Below are 26,430 nucleotides of genomic sequence, written 5' to 3'. Positions count from 1 at the left end.
AAGTGGGCATCTCCCTTTTTTCTTCAAAAACCGTTATTGCTCATACAGCTCTAACGGAAGCTGATCGGGATCAAAAAAGAAGGTGAACCGCTTGCCTGTCAGCGGATCTGTCCTGATCGGCTCTGTCTCGATTCCTTTTTCGTGAAGCTCCTGAACAGCCTGTTCTAAGCTGCTGACCGTAAAGGCAAGATGACGGAGCCCTGCACCTTCAGGACGGGTTTGACGTGCGGGCGGATCAGGGAAAGAAAACAGTTCAATGACGTACGAGCCGTTAAGCGACAAATCCAGCTTGTAGGAGTCGCGCTCTTCTCGGTATGTTTCTTGTATCACCTGAAAACCGAGCTTATGTACGTAGAAAGCTTTCGACTTTTCATAATCTGAGCATATGATTGCAATATGATGTATGGATGTAAGCAATACGATCCCTCCTCTTTTTCAGTATAGCAGAGGAGGCTTTTTTAACTGGGATTGAAATGCTTTTGACTGGCGATAGTCCCTATACTATAATGAGAATGTTACGCACAGGAAAACAGAGGTGAAGACCGTGTTAGACCGTTTAAAGTCAATCGAAGAACGATATGAAAAATTAAATGAGCTTTTAAGCGATCCAGAAGTTGTCAACGATCCGAAAAAGCTTAGAGAATATTCGAAAGAGCAATCTGATATACAAGAAACAGTTGACGTATATAGACAATACAGAGATGCGTCAGAACAGCTGGCTGATGCAAAAGCGATGCTTGAGGATAAGCTTGATGCTGAGATGCGCGACATGGTGAAGGAAGAGATTTCTGAACTCCAGAAGGAAACGGAAACACTGTCAGAACGGCTGAAAGTGCTCCTGATCCCGAAAGATCCTAATGATGATAAAAACGTTATTATGGAGATCCGCGGAGCCGCGGGAGGCGAGGAAGCCGCTTTATTCGCGGGCAACTTGTACAGAATGTATTCCCGTTATGCTGAGCTTCAAGGCTGGAAAACAGAGGTCATGGAAGCGAATGTGACCGGAACGGGCGGCTACAAAGAGATCATCTTTATGATTACAGGAAGCGGCGCGTATTCTAAACTCAAATATGAAAACGGCGCCCACCGCGTACAGCGTGTTCCGGAAACAGAATCAGGCGGACGCATCCATACATCCACTGCAACAGTGGCATGTCTTCCTGAGGCAGAAGAGGTAGAGGTTGACATTCATGAGAAGGATATCCGTGTCGACACGTTTGCTTCAAGCGGACCGGGCGGACAAAGCGTTAACACAACAATGTCTGCGGTTCGTCTGACTCACTTGCCGACAGGTGTTGTTGTATCATGCCAGGACGAAAAATCTCAAATTAAGAACAAAGAAAAAGCAATGAAGGTTCTCCGTGCCAGAATCTATGATAAATTTCAGCAGGAAGCCCAGGCTGAATATGATCAAACACGGAAATCAGCAGTCGGATCAGGCGACCGCTCTGAACGTATCCGCACATACAACTTCCCGCAAAACCGTGTGACGGATCACAGAATCGGTTTGACGATTCAAAAGCTTGATCAGATTCTTGAAGGAAAACTTGACGAAGTGGTTGAAGCGCTGATTGTTGAAGATCAGGCAAGCAAGCTTCAGCAGTCGGAAGGTTAAGATGAAGACGATATTCGAAGCCCTGAAATGGGCTTCTTCTTATTTAACCGAAGCGGGAAGAGAAGAAAATGCGGCCGAGCTCCTATTGCTTTATGATACCGGAATGGAGAGAAGCAAACTGCTCGCAAGCTTACAGGAACCGATCGGTGAAGACGAACTGTATCGCTTTAAGCGTCACGTTGAGATGCATAAAGAGGGCGTGCCGGTTCAATACATTATAGGAAAAGAGTTTTTTTATGGACGGGAATTTATGGTGAATGATGATGTGCTGATCCCGCGTCCGGAAACGGAAGAGGTTGTCTGCCATCTTCTGGAGAAATATAGAAGTGTCTTTTCTGAAGGAGAACAGCTCGAAGTGGTAGATGTAGGCACCGGCAGCGGAGCAATAGCCGTCACGCTTGCACTGGAAAACAAAAACTTTTCTGTTTCAGCGATTGATATCTCCAAAGAGGCGCTGGACGTTGCTTCAGGCAACGCGGAAAAGCTCGGAGCGGAGGTGCATTTTCTTCAAGGCGACCTGCTTGAGCCCTTTATTAAGGCAGGAAAAAAAGCGGATATTATCGTCTCAAACCCTCCTTATATTTCTGAAGAAGAAATGGCCGATTTATCTGAGATTGTCCGTTTCCATGAACCTTTGCATGCTCTCACTGACGGCGGAGACGGGCTGAAATTTTATAAGCGGTTTATGGAAGCCATTCCGCTGGTCATGAAGAATACCGCGCTTGTCGTCTTTGAAATCGGGTGGAAGCAGGGCGCAGCTGTAAAAGAGCTGATTCTGCATGCGTTTAAGGATGCGGAAGTTGAAGTCCTGAAGGATATTAACGGAAAAGACAGAACCATATGCGCGATAATTCATAAGAATAAATAAGCAGCTTGCTGGTGAGTTTGAGATAAGAACGGGACCAGCAAGCTGTTTTAACACCAGCAAAGGGGATGTAAAAGATGAAAAAGGCCCTGACAGCAGGAATTTTACTTATTGCCATTGAAAGTATGGTGGGTTCTATTTTTGAGCAAGCCATTTCTTATGAATTCATTTTCGGCATTGCGTCTCTTGTTTTGATCGGGCTTGCCATTGTGACATCGGGTTTAGCTGTAAGCGGAAGCGACCAGCGGGCGAATTATCATTCAGAAACCAAAGAAGGCCGGACAGCCCGTTTGAAAATATCAGCTGCTTTCTTTGTTGCTGCCATACCTTCTATTCTATGTTATCTATTGACCGTATTGATCTAATGAAAAAGGAAGCCCTTAGGAGGCTTCCTTTTTTTGCAGCAAAACAGAATCCCATATCCAGTAGACAACAGCTGTTAATACAGCGAAGATGTAAAAGGCTGTATTTTGAAGCAGGGATTGCCCGGAAGGCTGCAGCACGCCAAAGATGATCGCGTTGGCGATAAACGCCGCGGCAAGATAATACAGCAAGTACAAAGGGCTGAACCGTTTCGGCTTTTTATTCATCATGATCTGAAGCGGCAGCGCGAATAGTAAATAAGGGAATAAGAAATAAAAGGCCATCGTTACGAGAGCAGCTATAATAAAGGAATGAATGTAAATAATCGAATAAAGAACTGACATCGTGAACGCTGACAGCAGCACTGTGTAATTATATTTCATTTTAAACCTCCTAAAACACTATCGTACCATAAATTAGATTAAAAGCTTGCTAGATTTTTTTGCCGCTGCAGGTTTACTCCATACGTTCCTTGTCCATAATAGGGCTAGATACAAAGCACGGAGAGGAACGGTGGGGACCGATGAAAAAAACAGTTATCATTTGTATATATATGTTTCTTTTATTATCTGGGGCACTCGTAGGATTGGCGAAAGAAGAGACGGCACAGCAATCTGAAAATGAGCCGGTTGTCATTCCGGACGAGGCGATTCGCCTGAGAATATTGGCAAACAGCGATCGTGACGAGGATCAAGAATTAAAGCGTCATATCAGAGACGCCGTCAATAAAGAAATCACAACATGGGTCAAGGATATTGCTTCTATTGAAGAAGCGCGGCGTTTGATCCGCTCAAAGCTGCCTGAGATCAAGGAAATTGCAAAAGAAACCATGGAAAAAGAAGGCGCCAGTCAATCAATATCTGTTGATTTTGACAAAATCTCATTTCCGACAAAACTTTACGGCAGCATGGTATATCCTGCTGGAGAATACGAAGCCATTCTGATTACGCTTGGGAACGGTGAAGGCGCCAATTGGTGGTGCGTGTTATTCCCGCCGCTCTGCTTTCTTGATTTTTCGAATGGGGAAGCCGTAAAAGAACAAGAAGATCAAGAAGCCTCAAAAAAACAAACGGAAAAAGCGCTTGAGGACTTAACAGCCAAAGCGGAGAAAGCTGAAAAAGAAGATAAGAAAGAGAAAGAAGACAATACAGAAGTAAAATTCTTCGTCGTCGAATGGTTTTCCGATCTTTTTTCTTAATCGCCAGGTCTAAAAATAGATTTGCCTCATAGATTGGAAGAAAGAACGCTGAAAACGGGGTGAACGAATGTTTTATCAACTGCGGGTGGCAAGGGAAAAGGACGGAGACATACTTGAGGAATTTTTAAAACAGGCCAAAACGAATCATGAGGGCGTAAAGGAAGGGTTCACCCAGTTTCTGATGCTGGAAGACAGCGAGAAAAACATAGCCGGCTGTCTGGGGATCGAAAAAATCAGCTGCGATCAAGCCCTGCTTCGCTCACTTGTGATATCGGACAAGCTTCACCAAGGTCATATTGTATCGCTCTTTCAAAGCATGGAGGTGCTTTGTGAAAAGCATGAGATTAAAACGGTATACTTGGTAGCCAATCAGCATTCTTCGGCTGATTTCCTGGGGGCCATGGGCTTTGAACGGGCAGAGAGTGTGCCGGAAGAGCTGTTTGCCTCGGATCACTTCTGTGAATCGAGGCAAGCGGAAGGGGCCGTCTTAATGAAAAAAACATCCGGATAAGTGAGATTTATACACAAACTTATCCACTTCTTTATATGCGTTGTCCACAATTTGTGGATAACGCTTGTTTTATTACAGGACATCTTTTATACTTTCAAAAGGATTACACGCGTAAAACGATCGTTTTATTGTTGTGAATAAGGAGTTTGGTCAGAAATGAAAACGAAAAGATGGTTTGTGGATGTAATGGACGAGTTATCCACAAATGATCCACAAATTGCACAAGCAGCCGCTTTGCTCCGGGATAATGAGGTTGTCGCGTTTCCGACAGAAACTGTATATGGTCTCGGCGCAAATGCGAAAAGCACAGATGCTGTCAAAAAAATATATGAGGCGAAAGGGCGGCCGAGTGATAATCCACTGATTGTCCACATTGCGGATATCAGTCAGCTTGACGGTTTAACAGGCCCGGCGCCAGACAAGGCGAAAATATTAATGAAGCGCTTTTGGCCAGGGGCGCTTACACTGATTTTGCCTTGTAAACCTGGTGCGCTGTCACCCCGTGTAACGGCAGGGCTGGATACAGTGGCCGTCAGAATGCCTGATCATCCGCTGGCTCTGGCACTCATCGGTGCCGCGGGTCTCCCGATTGCAGCGCCGAGTGCTAATTTATCGGGCAAACCAAGTCCGACAAAGGCTGAACACGTGGCTCACGACTTGGATGGCCGCATAGCTGGAATGATGGATGGGGGATCTACGGGAATCGGTGTCGAATCAACCGTACTTTCATGTGCAGGAGAAACCCCTGTGCTCCTTCGTCCGGGCGGCATTACAAAAGAACAAATAGAAGCCGAAATCGGACCGATTCTTGTGGATAAAGGGCTTGCTGATCAAAATGAGAAGCCGATTTCTCCGGGAATGAAATATACACATTACGCGCCGTCAGCGCCGCTTGTTATTTCTGAAGGAAGCCCTGAGCGCATTCAAACGCTTATTCAAGAATATCAGCAGGGCGGAAAACGGGTCGGCGTCCTGACGACAGAAGAAAATGCGGATTTTTATTCGGCTGACTATGTGAAGAGCTGCGGCAGAAGAGATCAGCTTGAAACAGTAGCGGCAGCCCTTTATGATGCATTGCGCAGTTTTGATGAAGAAAAGGTTGATTTTATTATTGCAGAATCGTTTCCTGACACAGGCGTCGGACTTGCTATTATGAACAGGCTGATGAAAGCTGCCGGAGGAAGAGTGATTCGCTGACACAGTCAGAAGTTCTAACCCCTTTTGGACACGCATAGGCTAAAAAAGCGGGCGTGTCCAAGGGGGTTATGTATGTGATGTCGGATATGTTTATAGGCGAACTGATTACCTTAAGCATCATGGCGTTTGCTTTAGGTATGGATGCTTTTTCTGTCGGCCTCGGAATGGGCATGGTCAAACTCAGAAAAAAGCAGATATTCTATATTGGATTCATTATCGGTCTCTTTCACGTCATCATGCCTCTCGGAGGGATGGCGGCGGGAAATATGCTGTCAGGGCTCCTCGGCATGGTAGCCGTATATATCGGGGGTTCGCTGCTGTTTGTTCTCGGTGTTCAAATGGTGATCGCATCTTTTAAACAGTCAGAAGAACGTTTGATGTCACCGGCTGGGCCTGGCTTATTGTTATTTGCAGTCGGCGTCAGCCTCGATAGTTTCTCCGTCGGTCTGAGCCTTGGAATTTACGGCTCGCATCCGCTTCTCACCATTACCCTGTTTGGGCTTTTCAGCATGATGTTGACTTGGCTGGGCCTGCTGATCGGAAAGCAAGTGCAGTCCTGGCTCGGCTCATACAGTGAAGCGCTCGGGGGAACCATATTAATCGTATTTGGCCTTAAGCTGCTTTTGCCAATTTAATATACCAATAAAAGAAACGATGTCGCCGTTTCTTTTTTCTTCATATATAATAGAAAAAATAAGGGGTGACTGACATGAACATCATTTTTGTCTGTACTGGAAATACGTGCCGCAGTCCAATGGCTGAGGCGCTTTTTAAATCAATTGCAGAAGCGGAAGGGCTGGATGTCAGCGTCCGCTCGGCAGGCGTATTTGCCTCACCTAACGGGAAAGCGTCGCCTCACGCGGTCGAAGCGCTTTTTGAAAAGCGCATTGCCCTTAATCATGTTTCTTCGCCATTAACTGAAGAACATATGGAATCGGCAGATTTGGTTATGGCAATGACCCACCAGCACAAACAGGTTATCGTCAGCCAATTCGAACGTTATCGTGATAAAGTGTTTACGCTAAAAGAATATGTGACAGGCAGCCGGGGCGATATTATAGACCCGTTTGGCGGCTCCGTTGAAATTTACAAAAAAACGAGAGATGAGCTTGAAGAGCTTCTTCAGCAGCTGGCAGAACGATTGAAAAATAACGGCAAATAACTTGTCAGAGAATCTGCAGACAGGTCATTTGCAAATCCTGCGTGAAGGAGTAGAATATAGTGAAAAGCACATCGATATGGTGTGAATCAATGAGCGGACAGGCTGCGCGGTCAACAAAGCGGGCGGGCCGCATCACACACGCTGGGAGGATAAGCTGATGAAAGTAGCCATAGCATCGGATCATGGCGGCGTTCACATTCGAAACGAAATCAAAGATCTAATGGACGAATTGCAAATTGAATATGTTGATATGGGCTGTGACTGCGGCAGCGGATCTGTCGATTATCCGGACTATGCTTTTCCGGTGGCCGAGAAAGTAGTAAACGGTGAAGTGGACAGAGGCATTTTAATTTGCGGGACAGGCATTGGCATGAGCATTTCCGCCAATAAAGTCAAAGGCATCCGCTGTGCGCTGGCACATGATACATTCAGTGCAAAGGCGACGAGAGAACATAACGATACTAATATCCTCGCGATGGGCGAACGGGTGATTGGACCCGGTTTGGCACGTGAAATTGCTAAAATCTGGCTGACCACTGAATTTACTGGCGGTAGACACCAAACCCGCATCGGAAAAATCTCGGACTATGAAGAGAAAAACCTGTAGGGGTGCTGCTCAATGAGTGAGATCACACAAACGTGGAAGACGATGCTGTCAGAGTTTCAGGACAAAGCGGGATTGAAAGAAAATCAGCTCTTTGTCCTTGGTTGCAGCACAAGCGAAGTGGCCGGCAGCCATATCGGCACATCAGGCAGTACAGACATCGCGGAAAGCATCTACAACGGACTTGCAGAGCTGAAGGAAAAAACGGGAATCCATCTGGCGTTTCAATGCTGCGAGCATCTAAACAGAGCGCTTGTAGTGGAGGAAGAAACGGCCGAGCTGTTCAGGCTTCCGGCCGTTTCCGCTGTACCTGTTCCAAAAGCGGGCGGGGCGATGGCTTCTTATGCGTTTAAGCAAATGAAGTCTCCTGTTCTGGTAGAAACCATTCAGGCAGATGCCGGAATAGATATAGGCGACACGTTTATCGGCATGCACTTAAAGCCGGTTGCTGTTCCTGTACGCATTTCTCAGAACAGTCTCGGTGCTGCCCATGTGACATTGGCGCGCACACGGCCAAAGCTGATCGGCGGAATGCGGGCAGTTTATGAGTGTGAATGAGAAAGGACTGCATGGGCCAGTCTTTTCTTTAATTTTCGCTGCCAAAATAAATTCCGAACTTTAAATTAAATTTAAGTTATAAATATTCGTTTTTGCCAATAAAATTTTCGTTTTTTTGAAAATAATCTTTTACATCGGCCTAAAAAACCATGTACAATAGTGGTGGTAAAAACAAAGAACAGGATACGGATAGGAGAGGATCTCGCTGATGAAACATTTACCTGCGCAAGACGAACAGGTGTTTAACGCCATTAAAAATGAGCGTGAACGCCAACAGACTAAGATCGAATTGATTGCTTCTGAAAACTTTGTAAGTGAAGCGGTTATGGAAGCACAAGGTTCTGTTTTAACAAACAAATACGCTGAAGGATATCCTGGCAAACGCTATTATGGCGGATGTGAGCACGTCGATGTCGTTGAAGATATCGCTCGTGACCGTGCGAAGGAAATCTTTGGAGCGGAGCATGTAAACGTTCAGCCACATTCAGGCGCACAAGCAAACATGGCTGTCTATTTCACGATTTTGGAACAAGGCGATACTGTACTTGGGATGAACCTCTCCCACGGCGGTCATTTAACACACGGAAGTCCAGTTAACTTCAGCGGTGTTCAATATAACTTTGTTGAGTACGGCGTAGATAAAGAAACTCAACATATTGATTACGATGACGTGCGTGAAAAAGCCCTCGCTCACAAGCCTAAGCTAATCGTGGCAGGAGCAAGTGCGTATCCTCGTACAATCGACTTTAAGAAATTCCGTGAAATTGCTGATGAAGTCGGCGCTTACTTTATGGTGGATATGGCGCATATCGCAGGACTTGTTGCGGCAGGCCTTCATCCAAACCCGGTTCCTTACGCTGATTTCGTTACAACAACGACACATAAAACACTTCGCGGACCTCGCGGCGGTATGATCCTTTGCCGTGAAGAGTTCGGCAAGAAAATTGATAAGTCCATCTTCCCTGGCATTCAAGGCGGACCGCTGATGCACGTAATTGCCGCAAAAGCTGTTTCATTCGGCGAAGTATTGCGCGATGATTTCAAAACGTACGCACAAAACGTGATTTCAAACGCGAAGCGTCTTGCAGAATCATTAACAAAAGAGGGCATTCAGCTCGTTTCCGGCGGAACTGACAACCATCTCATCCTGGTTGATCTTCGTTCTCTCGGACTGACAGGCAAGGTTGCAGAGCATGTGCTTGATGAAATCGGGATTACATCAAACAAAAACGCGATTCCATACGATCCTGAAAAACCGTTCGTAACAAGCGGTATCCGTCTCGGAACAGCTGCTGTGACAAGCCGCGGTTTTGACGGAGAGGCATTGGATGAAGTCGGTGCCATCATTGCGCTTGCATTGAAAAACCACGAAGATGAAGGAAAACTTGAAGAAGCAAGACAGCGCGTAGCTGCTCTGACTGGCAAGTTCCCTCTATATAAAGAATTAGATTACTAAGATTGAAAAACCCGCTCGGGCTTATGCCCGGCGGGTTTTTTGAGGATGTCCTTGAAACTCAATGTCTTTTTTTGTAGAATCAATAGAAGTGTGAAATTGTCGATGGGACAATAAAAAAGGAGCTGAAACACAGTATGGGAAAGGTTTATGTATTTGATCATCCTTTAATTCAGCACAAGCTGACATATATTCGGAATGTAGAGACAGGAACGAAGGATTTTAGAGAGCTTGTAGACGAAGTAGCCACGCTTATGGCGTTTGAAATTACCCGTGATCTCCCTCTAGAGGAAGTGGATATCAACACACCGGTTCAGACTGCGAAATCAAAAGTCATCTCAGGGAAAAAACTCGGGGTTGTTCCTATTCTCAGAGCAGGTTTAGGAATGGTTGAAGGCATCTTGAAACTGATCCCTGCGGCAAAAGTGGGACATGTCGGTCTGTACCGTGATCCTGAAACCTTAAAACCCGTGGAATACTATGTGAAGCTTCCTTCTGATGTAGAAGAGCGTGAATTCATCGTGGTTGACCCGATGCTGGCCACAGGCGGTTCCGCGGTTGAAGCGATTAACAGCCTGAAAAAACGCGGTGCGAAAAACATCCGTTTCATGTGTCTCGTAGCTGCGCCTGAAGGTGTGGAAGAATTGCAGAAGCATCATTCTGACGTGGATATTTACATAGCGGCGCTTGATGAAAAATTAAATGAAAAAGGTTATATCGTTCCGGGTCTCGGAGACGCAGGAGACCGTATGTTCGGAACAAAATAAAAAAGAAAACCCGCCAACGGGTTTTCTTTTTTTGTTATCCAGTTATTTGCTATTCGGTGAATCTCTATACAATTATAGGTGAAAATGTGAACATTCTGTGGAGGCTTACAGTATAAAAAGTTTTTTAACTTTAAACAGATTGACACATGTTAGGGGCTATTGTATGCTAAACGAGGGTATTATGAGAAGGTTTTCATAGCTTTCATTATAGTCCTCATCCCCAATGTAAATCCTCCCAGAAAACCCGTTTTATGAGGATTTATTCAAGCGAATGAAACAGCATCCCTGCAAGGCTTGCGGATGAATGATTTTTTCGAACAGGCCCGTTTTGCCGGACAAAAAAGGTCTTCTACTAGGGTTAACCGCTGATTTTGCCGTATCCAAGAAATACATTATTTTTTCATCAGGAGACAGATAGTTGATGGACGATCCCAAGCTACAATTTAGCAGACAACGAAAATATCTATTGTTCATTTTGGCAGCGTATGTACTGGGTTATGGTTTAACAGCGTATAAAACCGTTTTTTTAGGCCTTATTCTGGGAACTGTTTTCAGTTTGTTTAATTTTTTACTGCTCGTCAGAAGAATGAATGCTTTTGACAGGGCCGTTGCGAAAGGCAAGTCCATACGATCCCTTGGGAGCGCAGCGCGGTGGTGCAATGCGATTCTTGCTGCGGCTGTCGCCTATAAATATCCCGAGCATTTTCATATGGCAAGTACAGTTATTGGATTAATGACAATTTATCCTGTCATTATGATAGATTCCTTTATCCAGCTTAAACGTTCATCAATGGAAGAGAGGTGAAAACCCTTTGAATCATGAATACAGAACTATTGAATTTCTAGGACTTACTTTTAATCTGACAAACATTCTGATGATTACTGTGGCGAGTGTGATCGTGTTATTGATTGCCATCCTTACCACAAGAACGCTTTCGATCCGTCCCGGAAAAGCCCAGAACTTTATGGAATGGATTGTTGATTTTGTCCGCAATATTATCGGCAGTACAATGGATTTGAAAACAGGGGCTAACTTCTTGGCACTTGGTGTCACATTGCTGATGTACATATTTGTGTCGAATATGCTGGGGCTGCCGTTCTCTGTCACAATCGGACATGAGCTCTGGTGGAAATCTCCGACAGCCGATCCTGCCATTACATTAACGCTTGCCGTGATGGTCGTCGCTTTAACCCATTATTATGGTGTAAAGATGAAAGGGCTCAAGGAATATTCCAAGGAGTATTTAAGACCTGTTCCGTTCATGCTCCCGATGAAAATCATAGAAGAGTTTGCGAATACGCTGACTCTCGGTTTGCGGCTTTATGGTAACATCTTCGCCGGTGAGATTCTTCTCGGCCTGCTTGCGGGATTAGCGACAAGCTTCTATTCGCAAAGCGTGGTTCTCGGACTTGTCGGTACAATCGGTGCCATTCTGCCGATGCTGGCATGGCAGGCATTCAGTTTATTTATAGGTGCCATCCAGGCGTTTATCTTTACGATGCTGACGATGGTGTACATGTCTCATAAAATCAGTAATGATCATTAAAACATTATATCCAAACGGATAACATTTTAAAGGAGGAACTTTTTCATGAATTTAATAGCAGCTGCGATTGCAATTGGTTTAGGCGCACTTGGTGCAGGTATTGGTAACGGTTTGATTGTTTCACGTACGGTAGAGGGAATCGCCCGTCAGCCGGAGGCAGGTAAAGAACTTAGAACTCTTATGTTCATGGGTATCGCATTAGTTGAGGCCCTTCCTATTATCGCTGTCGTTATCGCATTCTTAGCGTTCTTTGGCTAAGCATAAAAGCCTTATATGAACTAAAAATGGCGAAGATCATTCCAAGAGAACCTTCGCCATTGCTTTATGTCTGATAAGCATCCCGCCTTGCCGGCTGAAAAGAGACAAGTGCGGCTGCTGGATCAGCAAAGAAAAACCTGCAGAAGGGAGTTGCCGTAGTAGATGTCTCAATTACCACTTGAACTAGGACTGTCGTTTAACGGCGGAGATATCCTGTTCCAACTGTTAGCTATGTTAATTTTATTAGCGCTTCTGAAGAAATACGCTTTAGGGCCGCTATTAAACATAATGAAACAGCGTGAAGATCATATCGCTGGAGAAATTACGTCTGCTGAAGAAAAAAATAAAGAAGCGCAGCAGCTTATTGATGAGCAGCGCGCTATGTTAAAAGAAGCAAGACAGGAATCCCAAACGCTTATCGAAAACGCGAAGAAACTGGGAGAGAACCAAAAAGAAGAGATTATTCAGGCTGCGCGTGCAGAATCTGAACGTCTGAAAGAAGCAGCCAGAACTGAAATCGTGAAGGAAAAAGAACAGGCGGTTTCTGCTCTCCGTGAGCAAGTAGCGTCTCTTTCTGTCATGATTGCGTCGAAAGTGATCGAAAAAGAACTGGATGAACAGGCTCAAGAGAAATTGATCCAGGACTATCTTAAAGAGGTAGGAGAAAGCCGATGAGTGGATCAGCTGTCTCTAAACGATATGCATCAGCTCTTTTCGATATTGCCAATGAGTCCTCTCAGCTCAATCAGGTAGAAGAAGAGCTAAAAGTTGTAAAAGAAGTATTTCAAAATGAAAAAGCGCTAAATGATGTGTTAAACCATCCGAAGGTGCCGGGCACAAAGAAAAAAGAACTCATCCAAAACGCTTTTGGATCTTTATCACAGTCCGTGCTCCATACGATTTTTCTTTTGATTGACCGTCATCGGGCATCAATTGTGCCTGATCTCACAGATGAGTTTGTGAAACTCGCAAACGAGGCCCGTCAAACAGAAGACGCAATTGTATATTCAGTTAAACCGCTGACGGATGCGGAAATTTCATCATTATCACAAGTGTTTGCAAAAAAAGCCGGAGTCGCTTCTCTGAGAATCAGAAATGAAGTGCAGACGGATTTAATAGGCGGCATTAAAGTCCGCATTGGAAACCGGATTTTTGACGGCAGCGTAAGCGGAAAGCTTCAGCGCATTGAACGTCAACTTGCCGGGGAAAATCGATAGAAGGGGTGAAACCTAAGTGAGCATCAAAGCTGAAGAGATTAGCACGCTGATAAAACAGCAAATACAAAATTATCAATCTGAAATTGAAGTTCATGACGTAGGTACAGTCATCCAAGTCGGTGACGGTATCGCTCGTGTACACGGTCTTGACAACTGTATGGCCGGTGAACTTGTTGAATTTTCAAACGGCGTTTTGGGTATGGCTCAAAACCTTGAAGAATCAAACGTAGGTATCGTTATCTTAGGACCTTACACAGAGATCCGTGAAGGGGACGAAGTAAAAAGAACAGGCCGCATCATGGAGGTTCCTGTCGGTGAAGAATTAATCGGCCGTATTGTGAACCCGTTAGGTCAGCCGGTAGACGGTCTTGGCCCGATCCTCACAAGCAAAACACGTCCGATCGAAAGCCAGGCACCTGGTGTTATGGACCGTAAATCCGTTCATGAACCGCTTCAAACTGGTATTAAAGCAATTGATGCACTGATTCCGATCGGACGCGGCCAGCGTGAGCTGATCATCGGTGACCGTCAAACAGGTAAAACATCTGTTGCGATCGATTCGATCTTAAACCAAAAAGACCAAGACATGATCTGCGTATATGTAGCGATCGGTCAAAAAGAATCTACAGTCCGCGGCGTAGTAGAAACATTGCGTAAGCACGGCGCGCTTGATTATACAATTGTTGTAACGGCGTCTGCGTCACAGCCGGCACCGCTTCTGTACCTTGCTCCGTATGCAGGGGTTACAATGGCAGAAGAATTTATGTACAATGGCAAGCACGTTCTTGTGGTATACGATGATCTTTCTAAACAAGCGGCTGCTTACCGTGAGCTGTCCTTGCTTCTTCGCCGTCCGCCAGGCCGTGAAGCGTTCCCGGGGGATGTATTCTATCTTCATTCCCGTCTGCTTGAGCGTGCAGCAAAGCTTAGCGACGCGAAAGGCGCAGGATCAATTACAGCTCTGCCGTTCGTAGAAACTCAAGCCGGAGATATCTCAGCGTATATCCCGACAAACGTTATTTCGATCACCGACGGACAGATCTTCCTGCAATCTGATTTGTTCTTCTCAGGCGTACGCCCAGCGATCAACGCCGGATTGTCTGTATCACGTGTCGGCGGTTCCGCGCAAATCAAAGCGATGAAAAAAGTATCAGGAACATTGCGTCTTGATCTTGCATCATACCGTGAGCTGGAAGCATTCGCTCAATTCGGATCTGACCTCGATCAAGCGACTCAGGCGAAACTGAACCGCGGTGCGCGCACAGTTGAAGTGCTGAAGCAGGATCTGAACAAGCCGCTTCCGGTTGAAAAACAGGTAGCCATTCTTTATGCGCTGACAAAAGGATATCTTGATGATATTCCTGTAGCGGACATCAGACGTTTTGAAGAAGAGTACTACATGTACCTTGACCAAAACCATAAAGAGCTGCTTGACGGAATTGCAAAAACAGGGAACCTTCCTGCTGATGAAGACTTCGCAGCTGCAATCGAAGGCTTCAAACGCACATTTGCACCAAGCAACTAACTCGAATGCTGATGAGAGAAAAAGGTTCTCTTTTTCTCTCTTTTTACGCAAATGAAGAGAAAAGGTGGTGAAATCTTTGGCCTCATTACGCGATATTAAGTCAAGGATCACGTCAACGAAAAAAACGAGCCAGATTACAAAAGCCATGCAGATGGTATCTGCAGCTAAGCTGAATCGTGCTGAAAACAATGCAAAATCATTTGTGCCATATATGGATAAGATCCAAGAGGTTGTATCAAATGTCGGAAAAGTATCCGGCAGCGCGAAACATCCGATGCTTCTCAGCAGAGAAGTGAAAAAGACGGCATACCTCGTTATTACATCTGACCGCGGTCTTGCTGGCGCTTTTAACAGTTCGGTTTTACGAAGTGCTTATCAGGCCATTCAAGAACGTCATCAGTCTAAGGATGAGTATGCAGTGATCGTTATCGGACGAGTGGGCCGTGATTTCTTTAAAAAACGCGACATTCCGATCATTTCTGAGTTAACAGGACTTGGAGACGAAGTGTCGTTTTCAGAAATTAAGGACCTTGCCCGTCAAACGATTCAAATGTTTATAGACGGTGCATTTGATGAATTGCACCTTGTATATAACCATTATGTCAGCGCCATTTCTCAAGAAGTGACGGAGAAAAAACTTCTGCCGCTATCTGATTTGGGCGGCGGCGGAAAAAGAACGGCGTCTTATGAATTTGAACCGTCTGAAGAGGAGGTTCTGGAGGTTTTGCTTCCTCAATACGCAGAAAGCTTAATCTTCGGTGCGCTTCTTGACAGTAAAGCAAGTGAACATGCTGCAAGAATGACGGCGATGAAAAACGCGACAGACAATGCGAAGGATCTTATCGATTCACTTTCGCTTTCTTACAACCGCGCTCGCCAAGCAGCGATCACACAAGAAATTACGGAAATTGTCGGCGGAGCAGCCGCTTTAGAATAGAAAGATTTTGTCAGGAGGGATAGCGATGAAGAAAGGACGCGTTAGCCAGGTATTAGGACCAGTTGTCGACGTACGTTTTGAAGACGGTCACTTACCTGAAATATATAATGCGATTAAAATTTCACAGCCGGCTGGAAGTGAAAACGAAGTAGGTATTGATTTGACGCTTGAGGTCGCTCTTCATTTAGGCGATGACACAGTCCGTACAATCGCAATGGCATCTACGGATGGTGTTCAGCGCGGAATGGAAGCTGTCGATATGGGAGCGCCGATTTCAGTTCCGGTTGGTAATGTGACACTCGGCCGTGTATTTAACGTACTCGGAGAAAATATTGATTTAAATGAGCCGGTACCTGCGGATGCGAAGAAGGACCCGATTCACAGACAGGCTCCTTCATTTGATCAGCTTTCAACAGAAGTTGAAATCCTTGAAACAGGAATTAAAGTTGTTGACTTGCTTGCTCCATACATCAAGGGCGGTAAGATCGGATTGTTCGGCGGTGCCGGTGTAGGTAAAACCGTATTAATCCAGGAATTGATCAACAACATCGCGCAAGAGCACGGCGGTATCTCTGTATTCGCCGGCGTAGGAGAGCGTACTCGTGAAGGGAACGACCTTTTCTACGAGATGAGCGACTCCGGCGTAATCAACAAAACAGCCATGGTATTCGGACAAATGAACGAGCCGCCGGGCGCACGTATGCGTGTTGCACTGACAGGTCTTACAATGGCTGAGCATTTCCGTGATGAGCAAGGACAGGACGTACTGTTCTTCATCGATAACATCTTCCGTTTCACACAAGCGGGTTCAGAGGTTTCTGCCCTTCTCGGCCGTATGCCTTCTGCGGTTGGTTATCAGCCGACGCTTGCAACTGAAATGGGTCAGCTTCAAGAGCGTATCACGTCTACAAACGTTGGATCCGTTACATCTATCCAGGCGATCTACGTGCCTGCCGATGACTACACTGACCCGGCGCCGGCAACGACGTTCGCTCACTTGGATGCGACAACAAACCTTGAGCGTAAGTTAACTGAGATGGGTATCTACCCTGCGGTTGATCCGTTGGCTTCTACATCACGCGCCCTTGCTCCAGAAATTGTCGGAGAAGAGCATTATGCGGTTGCCCGTGAAGTTCAATCAACGCTTCAGCGTTACAAAGAGCTTCAGGATATCATTGCGATTCTCGGTATGGATGAATTGAGTGACGAAGATAAACTTGTCGTTCAACGCGCACGCCGCATTCAGTTCTTCCTTTCTCAAAACTTCCACGTGGCTGAACAGTTCACTGGACAAAAAGGTTCTTACGTGCCTGTAAAAGAAACGGTTCAAGGTTTCAAAGAAATCTTAGCCGGCAAATACGACCATCTTCCTGAAGATGCGTTCCGTCTTGTAGGCCGTATCGAAGAAGTTATTGAGAAAGCAAAAGAAATGGGTGTAGAAGTTTAAACTGGTCCTAGGAGGGTAAAAGCATGAAGACCGTTCAAGTCAATATCGTTACTCCCGACGGCCCAGTATACGATGCGAATATCGAAATGGTGAGTGTGAGAGCCGAAAGCGGCGATCTCGGTATTTTGCCAGGTCATATTCCAACCGTGGCTCCTCTTAAAATCGGCGCTGTTCGTCTGAAAAAAGACGGACAGACTGAATTGGTTGCCGTCAGCGGCGGATTTATAGAAGTTCGTCCTGATCAGGTGACCATCCTTGCCCAAACTGCTGAGACAGCGGAAGGCATCGATAAAGAGCGCGCTGAAGCTGCACGTCAGCGGGCGCAGGAGCGTTTGAATTCTCAATCAGATGATACTGACATTCGTCGGGCTGAGCTTGCATTACAGCGGGCTTTGAACAGATTGGATGTAGCAGGGAAATAATAAAAAAATCCTTCTCTTCATGAGAAGGATTTTTTTATGACTGCACAAGAGAATCAAACAGTGACAGCAGCGGCTGACTCTCTTTTTGACGCAAGTATAAACGCTCACAGCAATTCACGGTATGCCATGATTTACGGTGTCTTCTAAAGCCCATTGTATAGGCCCCGTCTCTATACGGATAAGGCTTTACGATCCATTCGGCATCTTCGTGATGGGCAATCACACAATCTATAAGATAAACACTGATCATCTTCTCGAATTCTTCAATAGGAAGATTCCAGTCAGCAAGCAAAAGCTCTTGTATGCTTTGAAAATAAAGATGTTCAAGCTCTTCAAGGCTTTCTCTCGTTTGGGTGAGAGAAATGTTATAAAACTGACACAATTCATTCAGTTCTTCAATCTGTGACTGTCTATAATCATAATAGAATGCAATTGCTTCCCATTCCTGCTCAAATACAGGCAAGTCCTCACCATATTGCTTTTCAGGCTGAAAAAATGAATGATTCATAATTGCCAGCTCCTTTCCAAAAAAGTATACCATGCAAAAGAGCCGCTGTTTAAGCGGGGATTAGCCCTAGTTTTGGATGAATATTCCGTTCTGTATAAAATGTATCATCTTTATCTCTTCTTCTTATATAATAAGAAAGGGTATAAAGCGGAGAATGGATGAAAGGAGTGCGTATAGATGAGCGTATTGGGACAGCAGGCTGCAATTGGCATTATCGTTCACTTGATTTTTATCGCGGTCACTTGGTGGGCGCTTCAAGCCGTCAATATTGATCCGTTAATCAGAAAAGGCAAAGTCCTGCAGGCAAGACTTCTAATGATTTTGCTGACCATTGCAATCGGAACGACTGTCGGAAACTTCTTTTTGGATTACCTTAATTATTCACAGCAGCTTCCCTATTTATTTTGATAGGTTTTGATTGCCGAAAACATGGGAATGGCTGGGGAAGCGGGTTAAATCGCTTCCTGTAATCACGCGAGTTTTGACGAAGAATTCCACGTATGGCACCCCTTGCCTCCGGTAAAACTGGAGATTAGGGGGAGAGATCATAATGAAGAAAAAACAAGTAAGCTATGCTATTATTGTATCTGTTGTATTAAGTTTCGTCATTGCTGTTTTCCATACGATTCATGCGAGTGAGTTAACGCCATTAGCACAAATTGCAGAGGGAATGGAACGCCAGAATGTGTCAATTGATAAGTGGACTTTGCATGCAAAACAAAATATGTCTCTGACCGAAAAAGAATTTTATCAAAAAGTGCAACGTTTAAAATCAGAGTATCGTCAATATAATTGGGCACTTGCACAGGAAGACCAAATAGTAAAGGCCATTGGCACGTATACTGACAAAAAAAATCATACTTCTTTTAAACTGCAGCTTGTCACAACCCTCAAAAAACACAACCCAACTTCGTATTTATTATATGAGCAAATGAGTCTTGAGACACCGATTAGCTGGAATGATACATATGAACAGTTTGAACGGCAGGCACTCGGGATATTCCAAGAAAAAGTAGTTATTTTTACTTGTCTAAATGGTCATTTAGATGATAATATGAATATTGTTTTGCAAAAAAAAGCAAATCAGTTATTAAATGAATTTCAAGCAAGATCTGTTGAACATGTAGTTGAGCCAAGTTTCGTTTCTATTTCTGCGTATACAGATGAGTGGAAAGAGTCTATCATGACCTCAGAACATAAAATGAATTTGCAAATTGCACTTAGAAGTGCAGGAATGGGCGGAAAACATATCGTTACGGTTGGCACACCAATCGTTACGACTGAATATTAATATAGAGAATTTAGGGACGCGGAGGGGAATACCTTGGAAAAAATCATCGTCCGCGGCGGTCAAAAGTTAAACGGCACAGTCAAAGTTGAAGGCGCTAAAAATGCCGTTTTACCAGTTATCGCTGCATCTTTATTAGCAAGTGAAGAAAAAAGCGTAATTTGTGATGTACCTACGCTCTCCGATGTATATACAATTAATGAAGTGTTGCGTCATTTAGGAGCAGATGTGCATTTTGAGAATAATGAAGTCACTGTAAATGCTTCATACGCTTTGCAAACTGAAGCACCTTTTGAATATGTGCGTAAAATGCGTGCATCTGTGCTTGTCATGGGGCCGCTTCTTGCGCGTACAGGTCATGCAAGAGTAGCGCTTCCGGGCGGATGCGCAATTGGATCTAGACCAATAGACCAGCATTTAAAAGGTTTTGAAGCAATGGGCGCAGAAATTAAAGTCGGTAATGGCTTCATTGAAGCTGAAGTAAAAGGCCGTCTGCAAGGCGCAAAAATCTATCTGGATTTCCCAAGTGTGGGAGCAACAGAAAACCTGATTATGGCAGCTGCTTTAGCTGAAGGAACAACAACGCTTGAGAACGTGGCGAAAGAGCCTGAAATCGTTGATTTAGCAAACTATATCAACGGCATGGGCGGAAAAATCCGCGGAGCGGGCACCGGCACCATTAAAATTGAAGGAGTCGACAAGCTTCACGGCGTAAGACACCATATTATACCTGACCGTATTGAAGCGGGCACATTCATGGTTGCCGCTGCAATCACTGAAGGAAATGTTTTAGTTAAAGGAGCGGTTCCTGAACACCTCACTTCTTTAATCGCAAAAATGGAAGAGATGGGTGTTACGATTAAGGATGAAGGAGAAGGCCTTCGTGTGATCGGTCCGAAAGAACTGAAACCGATCGACATTAAAACAATGCCTCACCCTGGATTCCCGACTGATATGCAGTCACAAATGATGGCGCTTCTGCTTCGTGCAAGCGGCACAAGCATGATTACGGAAACTGTTTTTGAAAACCGTTTTATGCATGCGGAAGAATTCCGCCGTATGAATGGTGATATCAAGATTGAAGGTCGTTCTGTGATTATTAACGGCCCTGTACAGCTTCAAGGAGCTGAAGTTGCAGCTACTGACTTGCGTGCAGGCGCAGCGTTGATTCTTGCGGGGTTAGTGGCTGAAGGTCATACACGTGTTACTGAACTGAAACACTTAGACCGCGGTTATGTTGATTTCCATCAGAAGCTTGCCGGTCTTGGTGCAGACATCGAACGTGTAAACGATGAGTCTGCTTCTGAGCAAGAAAGCAAAGAAGTTGTCTCAGACTTAAACGCATAAAGGATTGAAAAAATCAGTATGTCATTCTGGCATACTGGTTTTTTATTTTTAGTGTATTATCATCATTATGCGCAAAATAGCAAAAAAGAATACGTAAATGACAAATAAAGTTTCTGTCCAAAAGGAGAGTCATATTAGCTTGTCCCTGCCCATAGACTAGACTAGAGTCGAATCCCGAGCAGGAGGCAGCTGAATATGAAACAATTCGCAATCACACTATCCGTACTATGTGCATTGATTCTCTTGGTCCCCACACTCTTAGTGATCCCGTTTCAGCATAATAAAGAAGCCGGGGCCAGAGGAGAATCAGGAAAGACAGCAGTCAACACGATACAAGAATCAAAAGGAGCGGAAACATTGAAAGCATCGCCTGTTTCTATTCCAGTCTATCGAACCGCCAATCAATCCGTAGAAGATATTCCGCTTGAAGAGTATGTCATCGGAGTCGTCGCCTCCGAAATGCCGGCTACCTTTGAACCTGAAGCGCTAAAGGCTCAGGCTCTCGCCGCAAGAACGTTTATTGTCAGACTGATGGTCTCAAATTCTGCAGTAGAGGCCCCTAAAGGCTCGCTGGTGGATGATACTCAGATGTTTCAGGTGTACAAAAGCAAAGCGGAGCTGAAGAAACAGTGGGGCGCAGATTATGAAGCAAAGCTGAAAAAAATCACAGATGCGGTTGCCAGTACGCAAGGCAAAATCTTAACGTACAACAACCAGCCGATTGAAGCCTCCTTTTTCTCCACAAGCAACGGTTATACAGAAAATGCGGAAGCATATTGGACAAGTGCCATTCCTTATTTAAAAAGCGTCAAAAGCTCTTGGGATAAAAAGTCTCCGAAGTATAAAGCCACCAGAACCTTTACAGTGGCGCAATTTGAACAAAAGCTTGGCGTCCAGCTGAATGGGTCAAATACAGTCGGAAAAATTACCGGAGAGACACCGGGCCATCAGGTGGCAACAGCCGTCATTAACGGCAAGACGCTGAAAGGAAGGGACATACGCGAAAAGCTAGGCCTCAATTCAGCTGATTTTGAATGGAAACGAAACGGAGACACCATTACCATTACCACAAAAGGCTTTGGACACGGTGTGGGAATGAGCCAGTATGGAGCCAATTTTATGGCGAAAGAGGGCAAAACAGTTGATGAGATTGTGAAGTACTATTATCAAGGAACACAGGTTTCAACCGCCGATTCGTTTTTAAATAAATATATGGCGAAGAAATAAAAAGACGCTTCATAAAGCGTCTTTTTTGCCGTTTTTAAGCGTATATTCTGTTCCTTAGTCTATTTTTATGTAAGAGCGGTTAAAGACCTTCTAAAGGCCTTCTAAAGGCCTCCTGCGTATTTTACAGCCTATATGATGATGAGGGAATCAGTTCCTTTTTCATATTTGCTGACACTGAGATTGTGGTAAAGTAATCCACATTGATCGACAGGCTTCGACAGACTCATATAACGAAAGGCGAAAGGCTGACAATCATGATTTTTCATCCTGCTGTTAGGCGGAAATCACTAATAAAAACAAAGGTTTCTATGCAAAAGTAAACAGCGGCAATGGGGAAGCCCGCCCTATTTATTTCTCTGTTTTTGTCGATTACGATTAGTTATGTTCAGCGTTGAACATCTGCACGCAGAAACAAACTTGAAAAGGGGCACGAACATGAAGAAAAGATTTTCACTGATCATGATGACAGGATTGCTATTTGGACTGACGTCACCTGCTTTTGCTGCTGAAAAAACAGAACCGAAGGCTGAAGCTCCGGCAAACGTGGCGGTTTTGCTAGATGCTAGCGGAAGCATGGCGAAAAGAATAGACGGTGTATCTAAATTTAATTCAGCCAAAAAAGAAATTTCAAAGTTTGCAAGCTCACTGCCTGCGGACACTCAAGTGAAAATGAGTGTGTTTGGTTCAGAAGGAAACAATAAGAATTCCGGAAAAGTTCAATCATGCGAAGCCATTCGCAACGTATACGGCTTCCAAAGCTTTAACGAACAGAGCTTCCTCAATTCTCTTAACACAATCGGGCCGACTGGCTGGACACCGATCGCAAAAGCACTGAACGAGGCAAAATCCTCTTTCGATCAGCTTGATGCAAAAGGAGAAAAAGTCGTTTACCTGCTAACAGACGGTGAGGAAACATGCGGCGGCAACCCGATCAAAACAGCAAAAGAACTTCATAAAGACAACATCACAGTAAATGTGATTGGATTTGACTATAAAGAAGGGTATAAAGGCCAGCTGAACGCAATTGCTAAAGTCGGCGGCGGAGAATATTTCCCTGCTTATACGCAAAAAGATGTTGAGAAAATTTTCACTCAGCAATCACTGATGTTATCTAAATAAGAAAAAAGAGGCTGGAAGGTCAGCCTCTTTTTGTTTTTAACAAAACGTTCAAAAGTAAGCAGCTGCCCGCCTGTAGCATAGTAACAGATTTCAGCTTTTCTCTCCTGATCACGGAGAAGAAAGAATGAATGGTGTCACATTCTTTCTATATTTTTTGGGTGGAAATGGCTAAAAAATATTGAGGTTTCCAGCGATTTTGAATAGAGAGTGAAAGGGAGATAAAAGGCAGCTTGCCCTATATCATTTTGTGGTTTCATATTCTAGCATAAAGAAGAATCCAACAAATGGTTGGAAAATATGATAAAGAAAGGAAGTTGAACATGAAAAAATTACTGACTGCCGGTATTATTGGACTGTTGACTGTCTCCATCGCGTCACCGTCTTTTGCCGCTGAGAAAAAAGCCGACACGAATGTAGCTGTCCTGTTTGATGGAAGCGGAAGTATGGTTCAAAAAACAGGAGGAGAACGAAAAATAGACATTGCCAAAAAATCTGTAAAGTCTTTTGCCGAGCTGCTTCCTGAGGATACAAATCTGATGCTTCGCGTCTTTGGACATGCGGGAAACAATAAACTTTCCGGAAAGGCTCTTTCATGCAGCACAACAGAAACGATTTACGGCCTCCATCCATATGAAGGAACGCTCTTTGACCATTCATTAAGCGGCGTCAAACCGACCGGCTGGACGCCAATTGCCAAAGCGCTTTCTGATACAAGAAAAGAATTTGAAGCGTTTGATGCAGACGGGAAAAACGTGGTGTATTTAATCACTGACGGTGAAGAAACATGCGGCGGAAATCCTGCTGATGAAATTGAAAAGCTTCGTGAAGCGAATGTAGATACGATTGTAAATATTATCGGCTTCAACTTTGATGTGAAAGGAAACGCGGAAATGAAACAGGCGGCTGTTGCTGGCGGCGGAGAATATATTTCAGCTGACAGCGCGGAAGAATTTGAGCAGGCCTGGGAAAAAGAAGCACAAAAATTTACTGAGTAACCGAATGAAAAGGCGCTCCCCCAGGCGCCTTTTTCTATTGGTTTAAAAACAGGGCCGGCGGGAATGATACCCGTAAAAGGGGTTGAAAACATGAGATTGTTAGGACTGATATTCCTTATAGCCGCCGTGGCCTTCATATTGCTCGGTGTTTTTCTGAAACTGGCAGCTTTCTTTTTTGTCAGCATGCTCACTTTGATCGCAGCTCTTGTGCTGTTTATGATCCTGAAAAAGAATCAGCATAACCAAACGTAGAGTCCTTTAGAATGGGCTCTTTTTTTTATAACAGGATTCGACAAAATCTGAGGAGTGTGAAAAAATATAAAGGCAGGAACATTGCGGAGGGGAAGAGACATTGAACGATAAAGTAACTGCGGTCAGGGAGATATGGCGTTATGAACAAGGGGAAATGAGCAGGCAAACCGACCGGATGGTGACAGAATATCCGTTGACGGTGATGGTGAACGGCAGTGAGTTTGTCACGCTTGTTTGCACACCGGAGCATATCAAAGAGCTCGTCATCGGATTTCTCGCATCTGAGGGTGTTATTCGATTTCAAAAAGAGATTAAAAGGTTTACAATAGATGAAAGTCTCGGTTTTGTGTATGTCGATCTCGTTCATCCTGAGACATTGGATCAACAGGAATATACGAAACGGGTAATCGGCTCGTGCTGCGGAAAGGGCCGCCATTTTTATTTTCAGCAGGATGTCAAAACCGCCAAGACGGCTGTCAGCCAAATGAAGATTTCGCCTGAATCTTGTCTGGCGCTCATGAAAGACATGCAAAAAGGGAGCGGGACATTTCAGGAGACGGGAGGCGTGCATAATGCGGCGCTTTGCGATACGGAGAAAGTGCTTTTGATGCGAACAGATATCGGCCGTCACAACGCGCTTGATAAATTATACGGACATTGTTTGCTGAATGGAATGTCGGTCCGCGATAAACTGATTGTCTTCAGCGGGAGGATCTCATCAGAAGTGCTGTTAAAAGCGGCAAAAATCGGCGTGTCAATTGTGATTTCAAAATCGGCCCCGACAGAGCTTGCGATTCAAATGGCAGAAGAATTAAATATCACAGCGATCGGTTTTGTGAGAAACGGATCTTTTAATGTATATACACATCCCGAGAGAATTGGGGGACAGGAGGGGCTGCAGCAATGAATACAGAATCTCGCCAGATGTTAGATAAAAGGAACAGACCGCTCAGAGATCTTCGCATTTCTGTTACAGACCGCTGCAACTTCCGATGCACGTACTGTATGCCAGCCGAGTTATTCGGCCCGGATTATCCTTTTTTAAAGAAAGAGGAGCTGCTTTCATTTGAGGAATTGGAACGGCTTGCGACGCTGTTTGTCACCAGGTTCGGAGTTGAGAAAATCCGCTTGACCGGCGGAGAGCCGCTCATGAGAAAGGACATGCCCGAATTAATCAAAAAACTGGCCCGCATTCCGGGTCTCCGTGATATTGCGATGACCACAAACGGGTCGCTGCTGCCTGTTTATGCCGAGAAGCTCAAAGAAGCCGGCTTGAAACGGGTGACCATCAGCCTTGATTCATTAGAGGACGAGCGCTTTAAAATGATCAACGGGCGAGGGGTTTCTGTCAGCAAGGTGCTTGAAGGCATTGAAGCGGCGAAACAAGCAGGGCTCGGCGTTAAAATCAACATGGTCGTCCAAAGGGGCGTCAATGAAAAAGATATCCTGCCTATGGCGCGCTATTTTAAAGAAAAAGGGCATATCTTGAGATTCATCGAATTTATGGACGTCGGCAACACCAACCAATGGGAAAAGAAAGACGTCATGACAAAGGCGGAAATCATTGATGTAATCAATGAATACATGCCTGTTGAGCCGATCGCGCCCAATTATAAAGGGGAAGTTGCTTCAAGGTTTCGCTACTTGGACGGATCTGGCGAAATCGGCGTGATTTCTTCTGTATCTGATGCGTTCTGCGGCTCGTGTAACAGGGCCCGCCTGTCTGCGCGCGGTGAGTTGTTTACTTGCCTGTTCGCTTCAAGCGGATATGACCTCAGAGCGCCGGTTCGGCAGGGATTAAGTGACGGCGAGCTGACAGCGATGATCGGCACAGTGTGGAAGAATCGGATAGACCAATATTCAGTTGACCGGACTCTTTCAAAAACAGCAGGCAAAAAGAAAGTGGAAATGTCTTATATTGGCGGTTAATATGATAAAAGCTTATCGGCTAAGTCCGGTAAGCTTTTTAAAAGTGCAAAAAATCCAATCAGAAACCGAAAAATATAAGGATAGGCAAAAAGAAGGAATCACTGGAAGAAATTTTAATT

Annotated in this window: 33 protein-coding genes; 30 read left to right on the top strand and 3 right to left on the bottom strand. The window is 44.8% G+C overall.

Annotated elements, in window-relative coordinates:
• Positions 1–33: 33 nt before the first annotated feature.
• On the bottom strand, positions 34–423 hold the full coding sequence (locus UJ203_RS12380; RefSeq protein ID WP_176471064.1) for a VOC family protein: 390 nt from the start codon (positions 421–423) through the stop codon (positions 34–36).
• A 121-nt stretch (positions 424–544) separates the two neighbouring features.
• Here UJ203_RS12380 and prfA point away from each other — a divergent pair, with 121 nt between their 5' ends.
• The 3 genes from prfA (at position 545) to UJ203_RS12365 (ending at position 2,845) form a co-directional block, all read left to right on the top strand.
• Positions 545–1,615: a peptide chain release factor 1 gene (gene prfA / locus UJ203_RS12375; RefSeq protein ID WP_322011460.1), complete on the top strand. Its 1,071-nt coding sequence runs from the start codon at positions 545–547 to the stop codon at positions 1,613–1,615.
• Position 1,616: 1 nt separating this feature from the next.
• Positions 1,617–2,483, top strand: a complete 867-nt coding sequence (prmC, locus tag UJ203_RS12370; RefSeq protein WP_322011141.1) for a peptide chain release factor N(5)-glutamine methyltransferase — start codon at positions 1,617–1,619, stop codon at positions 2,481–2,483.
• Positions 2,484–2,557: 74 nt separating this feature from the next.
• Entirely contained in the window at positions 2,558–2,845 is a 288-nt protein-coding gene (locus UJ203_RS12365) for a DUF5316 family protein (RefSeq protein WP_322011139.1), read from the top strand.
• A gap of 15 nt (positions 2,846–2,860) precedes the next feature.
• Here UJ203_RS12365 and UJ203_RS12360 read toward each other — a convergent pair whose 3' ends face one another.
• Positions 2,861–3,226, bottom strand: coding sequence for a UPF0715 family protein (locus UJ203_RS12360; protein ID WP_044159746.1), 366 nt, complete (start codon positions 3,224–3,226; stop codon positions 2,861–2,863).
• Between the two features lie 140 nt (positions 3,227–3,366).
• Here UJ203_RS12360 and spoIIR point away from each other — a divergent pair, with 140 nt between their 5' ends.
• The 18 genes from spoIIR to UJ203_RS12270 all read left to right on the top strand — a co-directional run bounded on the left by spoIIR (position 3,367) and on the right by UJ203_RS12270 (position 17,646).
• Positions 3,367–4,041, top strand: coding sequence for a stage II sporulation protein R (gene spoIIR, locus UJ203_RS12355; protein ID WP_322011128.1), 675 nt, complete (start codon positions 3,367–3,369; stop codon positions 4,039–4,041).
• Between the two features lie 67 nt (positions 4,042–4,108).
• Positions 4,109–4,552 carry a hypothetical protein gene (locus UJ203_RS12350; RefSeq protein WP_322011126.1) on the top strand — a complete coding sequence of 148 codons (444 nt, stop codon included), beginning with the start codon at positions 4,109–4,111 and terminating at the stop codon, positions 4,550–4,552.
• Positions 4,553–4,708: 156 nt separating this feature from the next.
• Entirely contained in the window at positions 4,709–5,749 is a 1,041-nt protein-coding gene (locus UJ203_RS12345) for an L-threonylcarbamoyladenylate synthase (RefSeq protein ID WP_322011124.1), read from the top strand.
• A 77-nt stretch (positions 5,750–5,826) separates the two neighbouring features.
• On the top strand, positions 5,827–6,384 hold the full coding sequence (locus UJ203_RS12340) for a manganese efflux pump MntP family protein (RefSeq protein WP_168748975.1): 558 nt from the start codon (positions 5,827–5,829) through the stop codon (positions 6,382–6,384).
• Between the two features lie 74 nt (positions 6,385–6,458).
• A complete protein-coding gene (locus UJ203_RS12335) occupies positions 6,459–6,911 on the top strand; it encodes a low molecular weight protein arginine phosphatase (RefSeq protein WP_322011120.1) in 453 nt (150 codons plus the stop codon).
• Positions 6,912–7,068: 157 nt separating this feature from the next.
• Positions 7,069–7,518: a ribose 5-phosphate isomerase B gene (gene rpiB, locus UJ203_RS12330; RefSeq protein WP_024123169.1), complete on the top strand. Its 450-nt coding sequence runs from the start codon at positions 7,069–7,071 to the stop codon at positions 7,516–7,518.
• A gap of 12 nt (positions 7,519–7,530) precedes the next feature.
• Positions 7,531–8,073, top strand: coding sequence for a TIGR01440 family protein (locus UJ203_RS12325; RefSeq protein ID WP_322011118.1), 543 nt, complete (start codon positions 7,531–7,533; stop codon positions 8,071–8,073).
• Positions 8,074–8,281: 208 nt separating this feature from the next.
• Positions 8,282–9,529, top strand: coding sequence for a serine hydroxymethyltransferase (gene glyA, locus UJ203_RS12320; RefSeq protein WP_044159736.1), 1,248 nt, complete (start codon positions 8,282–8,284; stop codon positions 9,527–9,529).
• Positions 9,530–9,663: 134 nt separating this feature from the next.
• A complete protein-coding gene (gene upp, locus UJ203_RS12315) occupies positions 9,664–10,293 on the top strand; it encodes a uracil phosphoribosyltransferase (protein ID WP_003235778.1) in 630 nt (209 codons plus the stop codon).
• A 421-nt stretch (positions 10,294–10,714) separates the two neighbouring features.
• Positions 10,715–11,098 carry an ATP synthase subunit I gene (gene atpI / locus UJ203_RS12310; RefSeq protein WP_010332235.1) on the top strand — a complete coding sequence of 128 codons (384 nt, stop codon included), beginning with the start codon at positions 10,715–10,717 and terminating at the stop codon, positions 11,096–11,098.
• A 7-nt stretch (positions 11,099–11,105) separates the two neighbouring features.
• A complete protein-coding gene (atpB, locus tag UJ203_RS12305; RefSeq protein WP_024123167.1) occupies positions 11,106–11,840 on the top strand; it encodes a F0F1 ATP synthase subunit A in 735 nt (244 codons plus the stop codon).
• 45 nt (positions 11,841–11,885) lie between these two features.
• Positions 11,886–12,098, top strand: a complete 213-nt coding sequence (gene atpE, locus UJ203_RS12300) for a F0F1 ATP synthase subunit C (RefSeq protein WP_003151167.1) — start codon at positions 11,886–11,888, stop codon at positions 12,096–12,098.
• Between the two features lie 162 nt (positions 12,099–12,260).
• A complete protein-coding gene (gene atpF, locus UJ203_RS12295; protein ID WP_024123166.1) occupies positions 12,261–12,773 on the top strand; it encodes a F0F1 ATP synthase subunit B in 513 nt (170 codons plus the stop codon).
• Positions 12,770–13,315: a F0F1 ATP synthase subunit delta gene (locus tag UJ203_RS12290; RefSeq protein ID WP_101859817.1), complete on the top strand. Its 546-nt coding sequence runs from the start codon at positions 12,770–12,772 to the stop codon at positions 13,313–13,315. The genes atpF and UJ203_RS12290 overlap by 4 nt, the downstream gene beginning before the upstream one ends.
• Before the next feature lie 16 nt (positions 13,316–13,331).
• On the top strand, positions 13,332–14,840 hold the full coding sequence (atpA, locus tag UJ203_RS12285) for a F0F1 ATP synthase subunit alpha (RefSeq protein ID WP_044159727.1): 1,509 nt from the start codon (positions 13,332–13,334) through the stop codon (positions 14,838–14,840).
• 76 nt (positions 14,841–14,916) lie between these two features.
• Complete coding sequence (gene atpG / locus UJ203_RS12280) at positions 14,917–15,777, top strand: ATP synthase F1 subunit gamma (RefSeq protein ID WP_010332230.1); 861 nt, start codon at positions 14,917–14,919, stop codon at positions 15,775–15,777.
• A gap of 25 nt (positions 15,778–15,802) precedes the next feature.
• Positions 15,803–17,224, top strand: a complete 1,422-nt coding sequence (gene atpD / locus UJ203_RS12275; protein WP_024123162.1) for a F0F1 ATP synthase subunit beta — start codon at positions 15,803–15,805, stop codon at positions 17,222–17,224.
• 23 nt (positions 17,225–17,247) lie between these two features.
• A complete protein-coding gene (locus UJ203_RS12270) occupies positions 17,248–17,646 on the top strand; it encodes a F0F1 ATP synthase subunit epsilon (RefSeq protein WP_010332228.1) in 399 nt (132 codons plus the stop codon).
• Between the two features lie 34 nt (positions 17,647–17,680).
• Here the strand turns inward: UJ203_RS12270 and UJ203_RS12265 are convergent, their stop codons facing one another.
• Positions 17,681–18,154 (bottom strand): hypothetical protein, encoded by a 474-nt coding sequence (locus UJ203_RS12265; RefSeq protein ID WP_322011103.1) that lies wholly within the window; start codon positions 18,152–18,154, stop codon positions 17,681–17,683.
• A gap of 177 nt (positions 18,155–18,331) precedes the next feature.
• Between UJ203_RS12265 and UJ203_RS12260 the strand changes: the two genes are divergently transcribed.
• From UJ203_RS12260 to moaA, 9 genes are all read left to right on the top strand, one after another.
• Positions 18,332–18,562: a DUF1146 family protein gene (locus tag UJ203_RS12260; protein WP_024123158.1), complete on the top strand. Its 231-nt coding sequence runs from the start codon at positions 18,332–18,334 to the stop codon at positions 18,560–18,562.
• A gap of 142 nt (positions 18,563–18,704) precedes the next feature.
• Positions 18,705–19,445 (top strand): YwmB family TATA-box binding protein, encoded by a 741-nt coding sequence (locus UJ203_RS12255; RefSeq protein ID WP_106019715.1) that lies wholly within the window; start codon positions 18,705–18,707, stop codon positions 19,443–19,445.
• 33 nt (positions 19,446–19,478) lie between these two features.
• Positions 19,479–20,789, top strand: a complete 1,311-nt coding sequence (gene murA, locus UJ203_RS12250) for a UDP-N-acetylglucosamine 1-carboxyvinyltransferase (protein WP_024123156.1) — start codon at positions 19,479–19,481, stop codon at positions 20,787–20,789.
• A 195-nt stretch (positions 20,790–20,984) separates the two neighbouring features.
• Entirely contained in the window at positions 20,985–22,016 is a 1,032-nt protein-coding gene (gene spoIID / locus UJ203_RS12245) for a stage II sporulation protein D (protein WP_105954100.1), read from the top strand.
• 435 nt (positions 22,017–22,451) lie between these two features.
• Entirely contained in the window at positions 22,452–23,135 is a 684-nt protein-coding gene (locus tag UJ203_RS12240; protein WP_024123154.1) for a vWA domain-containing protein, read from the top strand.
• Between the two features lie 320 nt (positions 23,136–23,455).
• Complete coding sequence (locus UJ203_RS12235) at positions 23,456–24,130, top strand: vWA domain-containing protein (protein ID WP_229044178.1); 675 nt, start codon at positions 23,456–23,458, stop codon at positions 24,128–24,130.
• 90 nt (positions 24,131–24,220) lie between these two features.
• The gene (locus UJ203_RS12230) at positions 24,221–24,382 is read left to right on the top strand and encodes a hypothetical protein (protein ID WP_044159716.1); all 162 of its coding nucleotides are present in this window, start codon (positions 24,221–24,223) and stop codon (positions 24,380–24,382) included.
• 100 nt (positions 24,383–24,482) lie between these two features.
• Positions 24,483–25,289: a formate dehydrogenase accessory sulfurtransferase FdhD gene (gene fdhD, locus UJ203_RS12225; RefSeq protein ID WP_322011099.1), complete on the top strand. Its 807-nt coding sequence runs from the start codon at positions 24,483–24,485 to the stop codon at positions 25,287–25,289.
• Positions 25,286–26,311 carry a GTP 3',8-cyclase MoaA gene (moaA, locus tag UJ203_RS12220; RefSeq protein ID WP_322011097.1) on the top strand — a complete coding sequence of 342 codons (1,026 nt, stop codon included), beginning with the start codon at positions 25,286–25,288 and terminating at the stop codon, positions 26,309–26,311. The genes fdhD and moaA overlap by 4 nt, the downstream gene beginning before the upstream one ends.
• The last annotated feature ends 119 nt before the right edge of the window (positions 26,312–26,430 follow it).

The organism is Bacillus sp. V26, assembly GCF_034296245.1.
GTDB classification, from domain to species: Bacteria; Bacillota; Bacilli; order Bacillales; family Bacillaceae; genus Bacillus; species Bacillus halotolerans.
The sequence above is the reverse complement of the archived record's forward strand: the minus strand, read 5'-3'. Positions and strand labels throughout refer to the sequence as shown.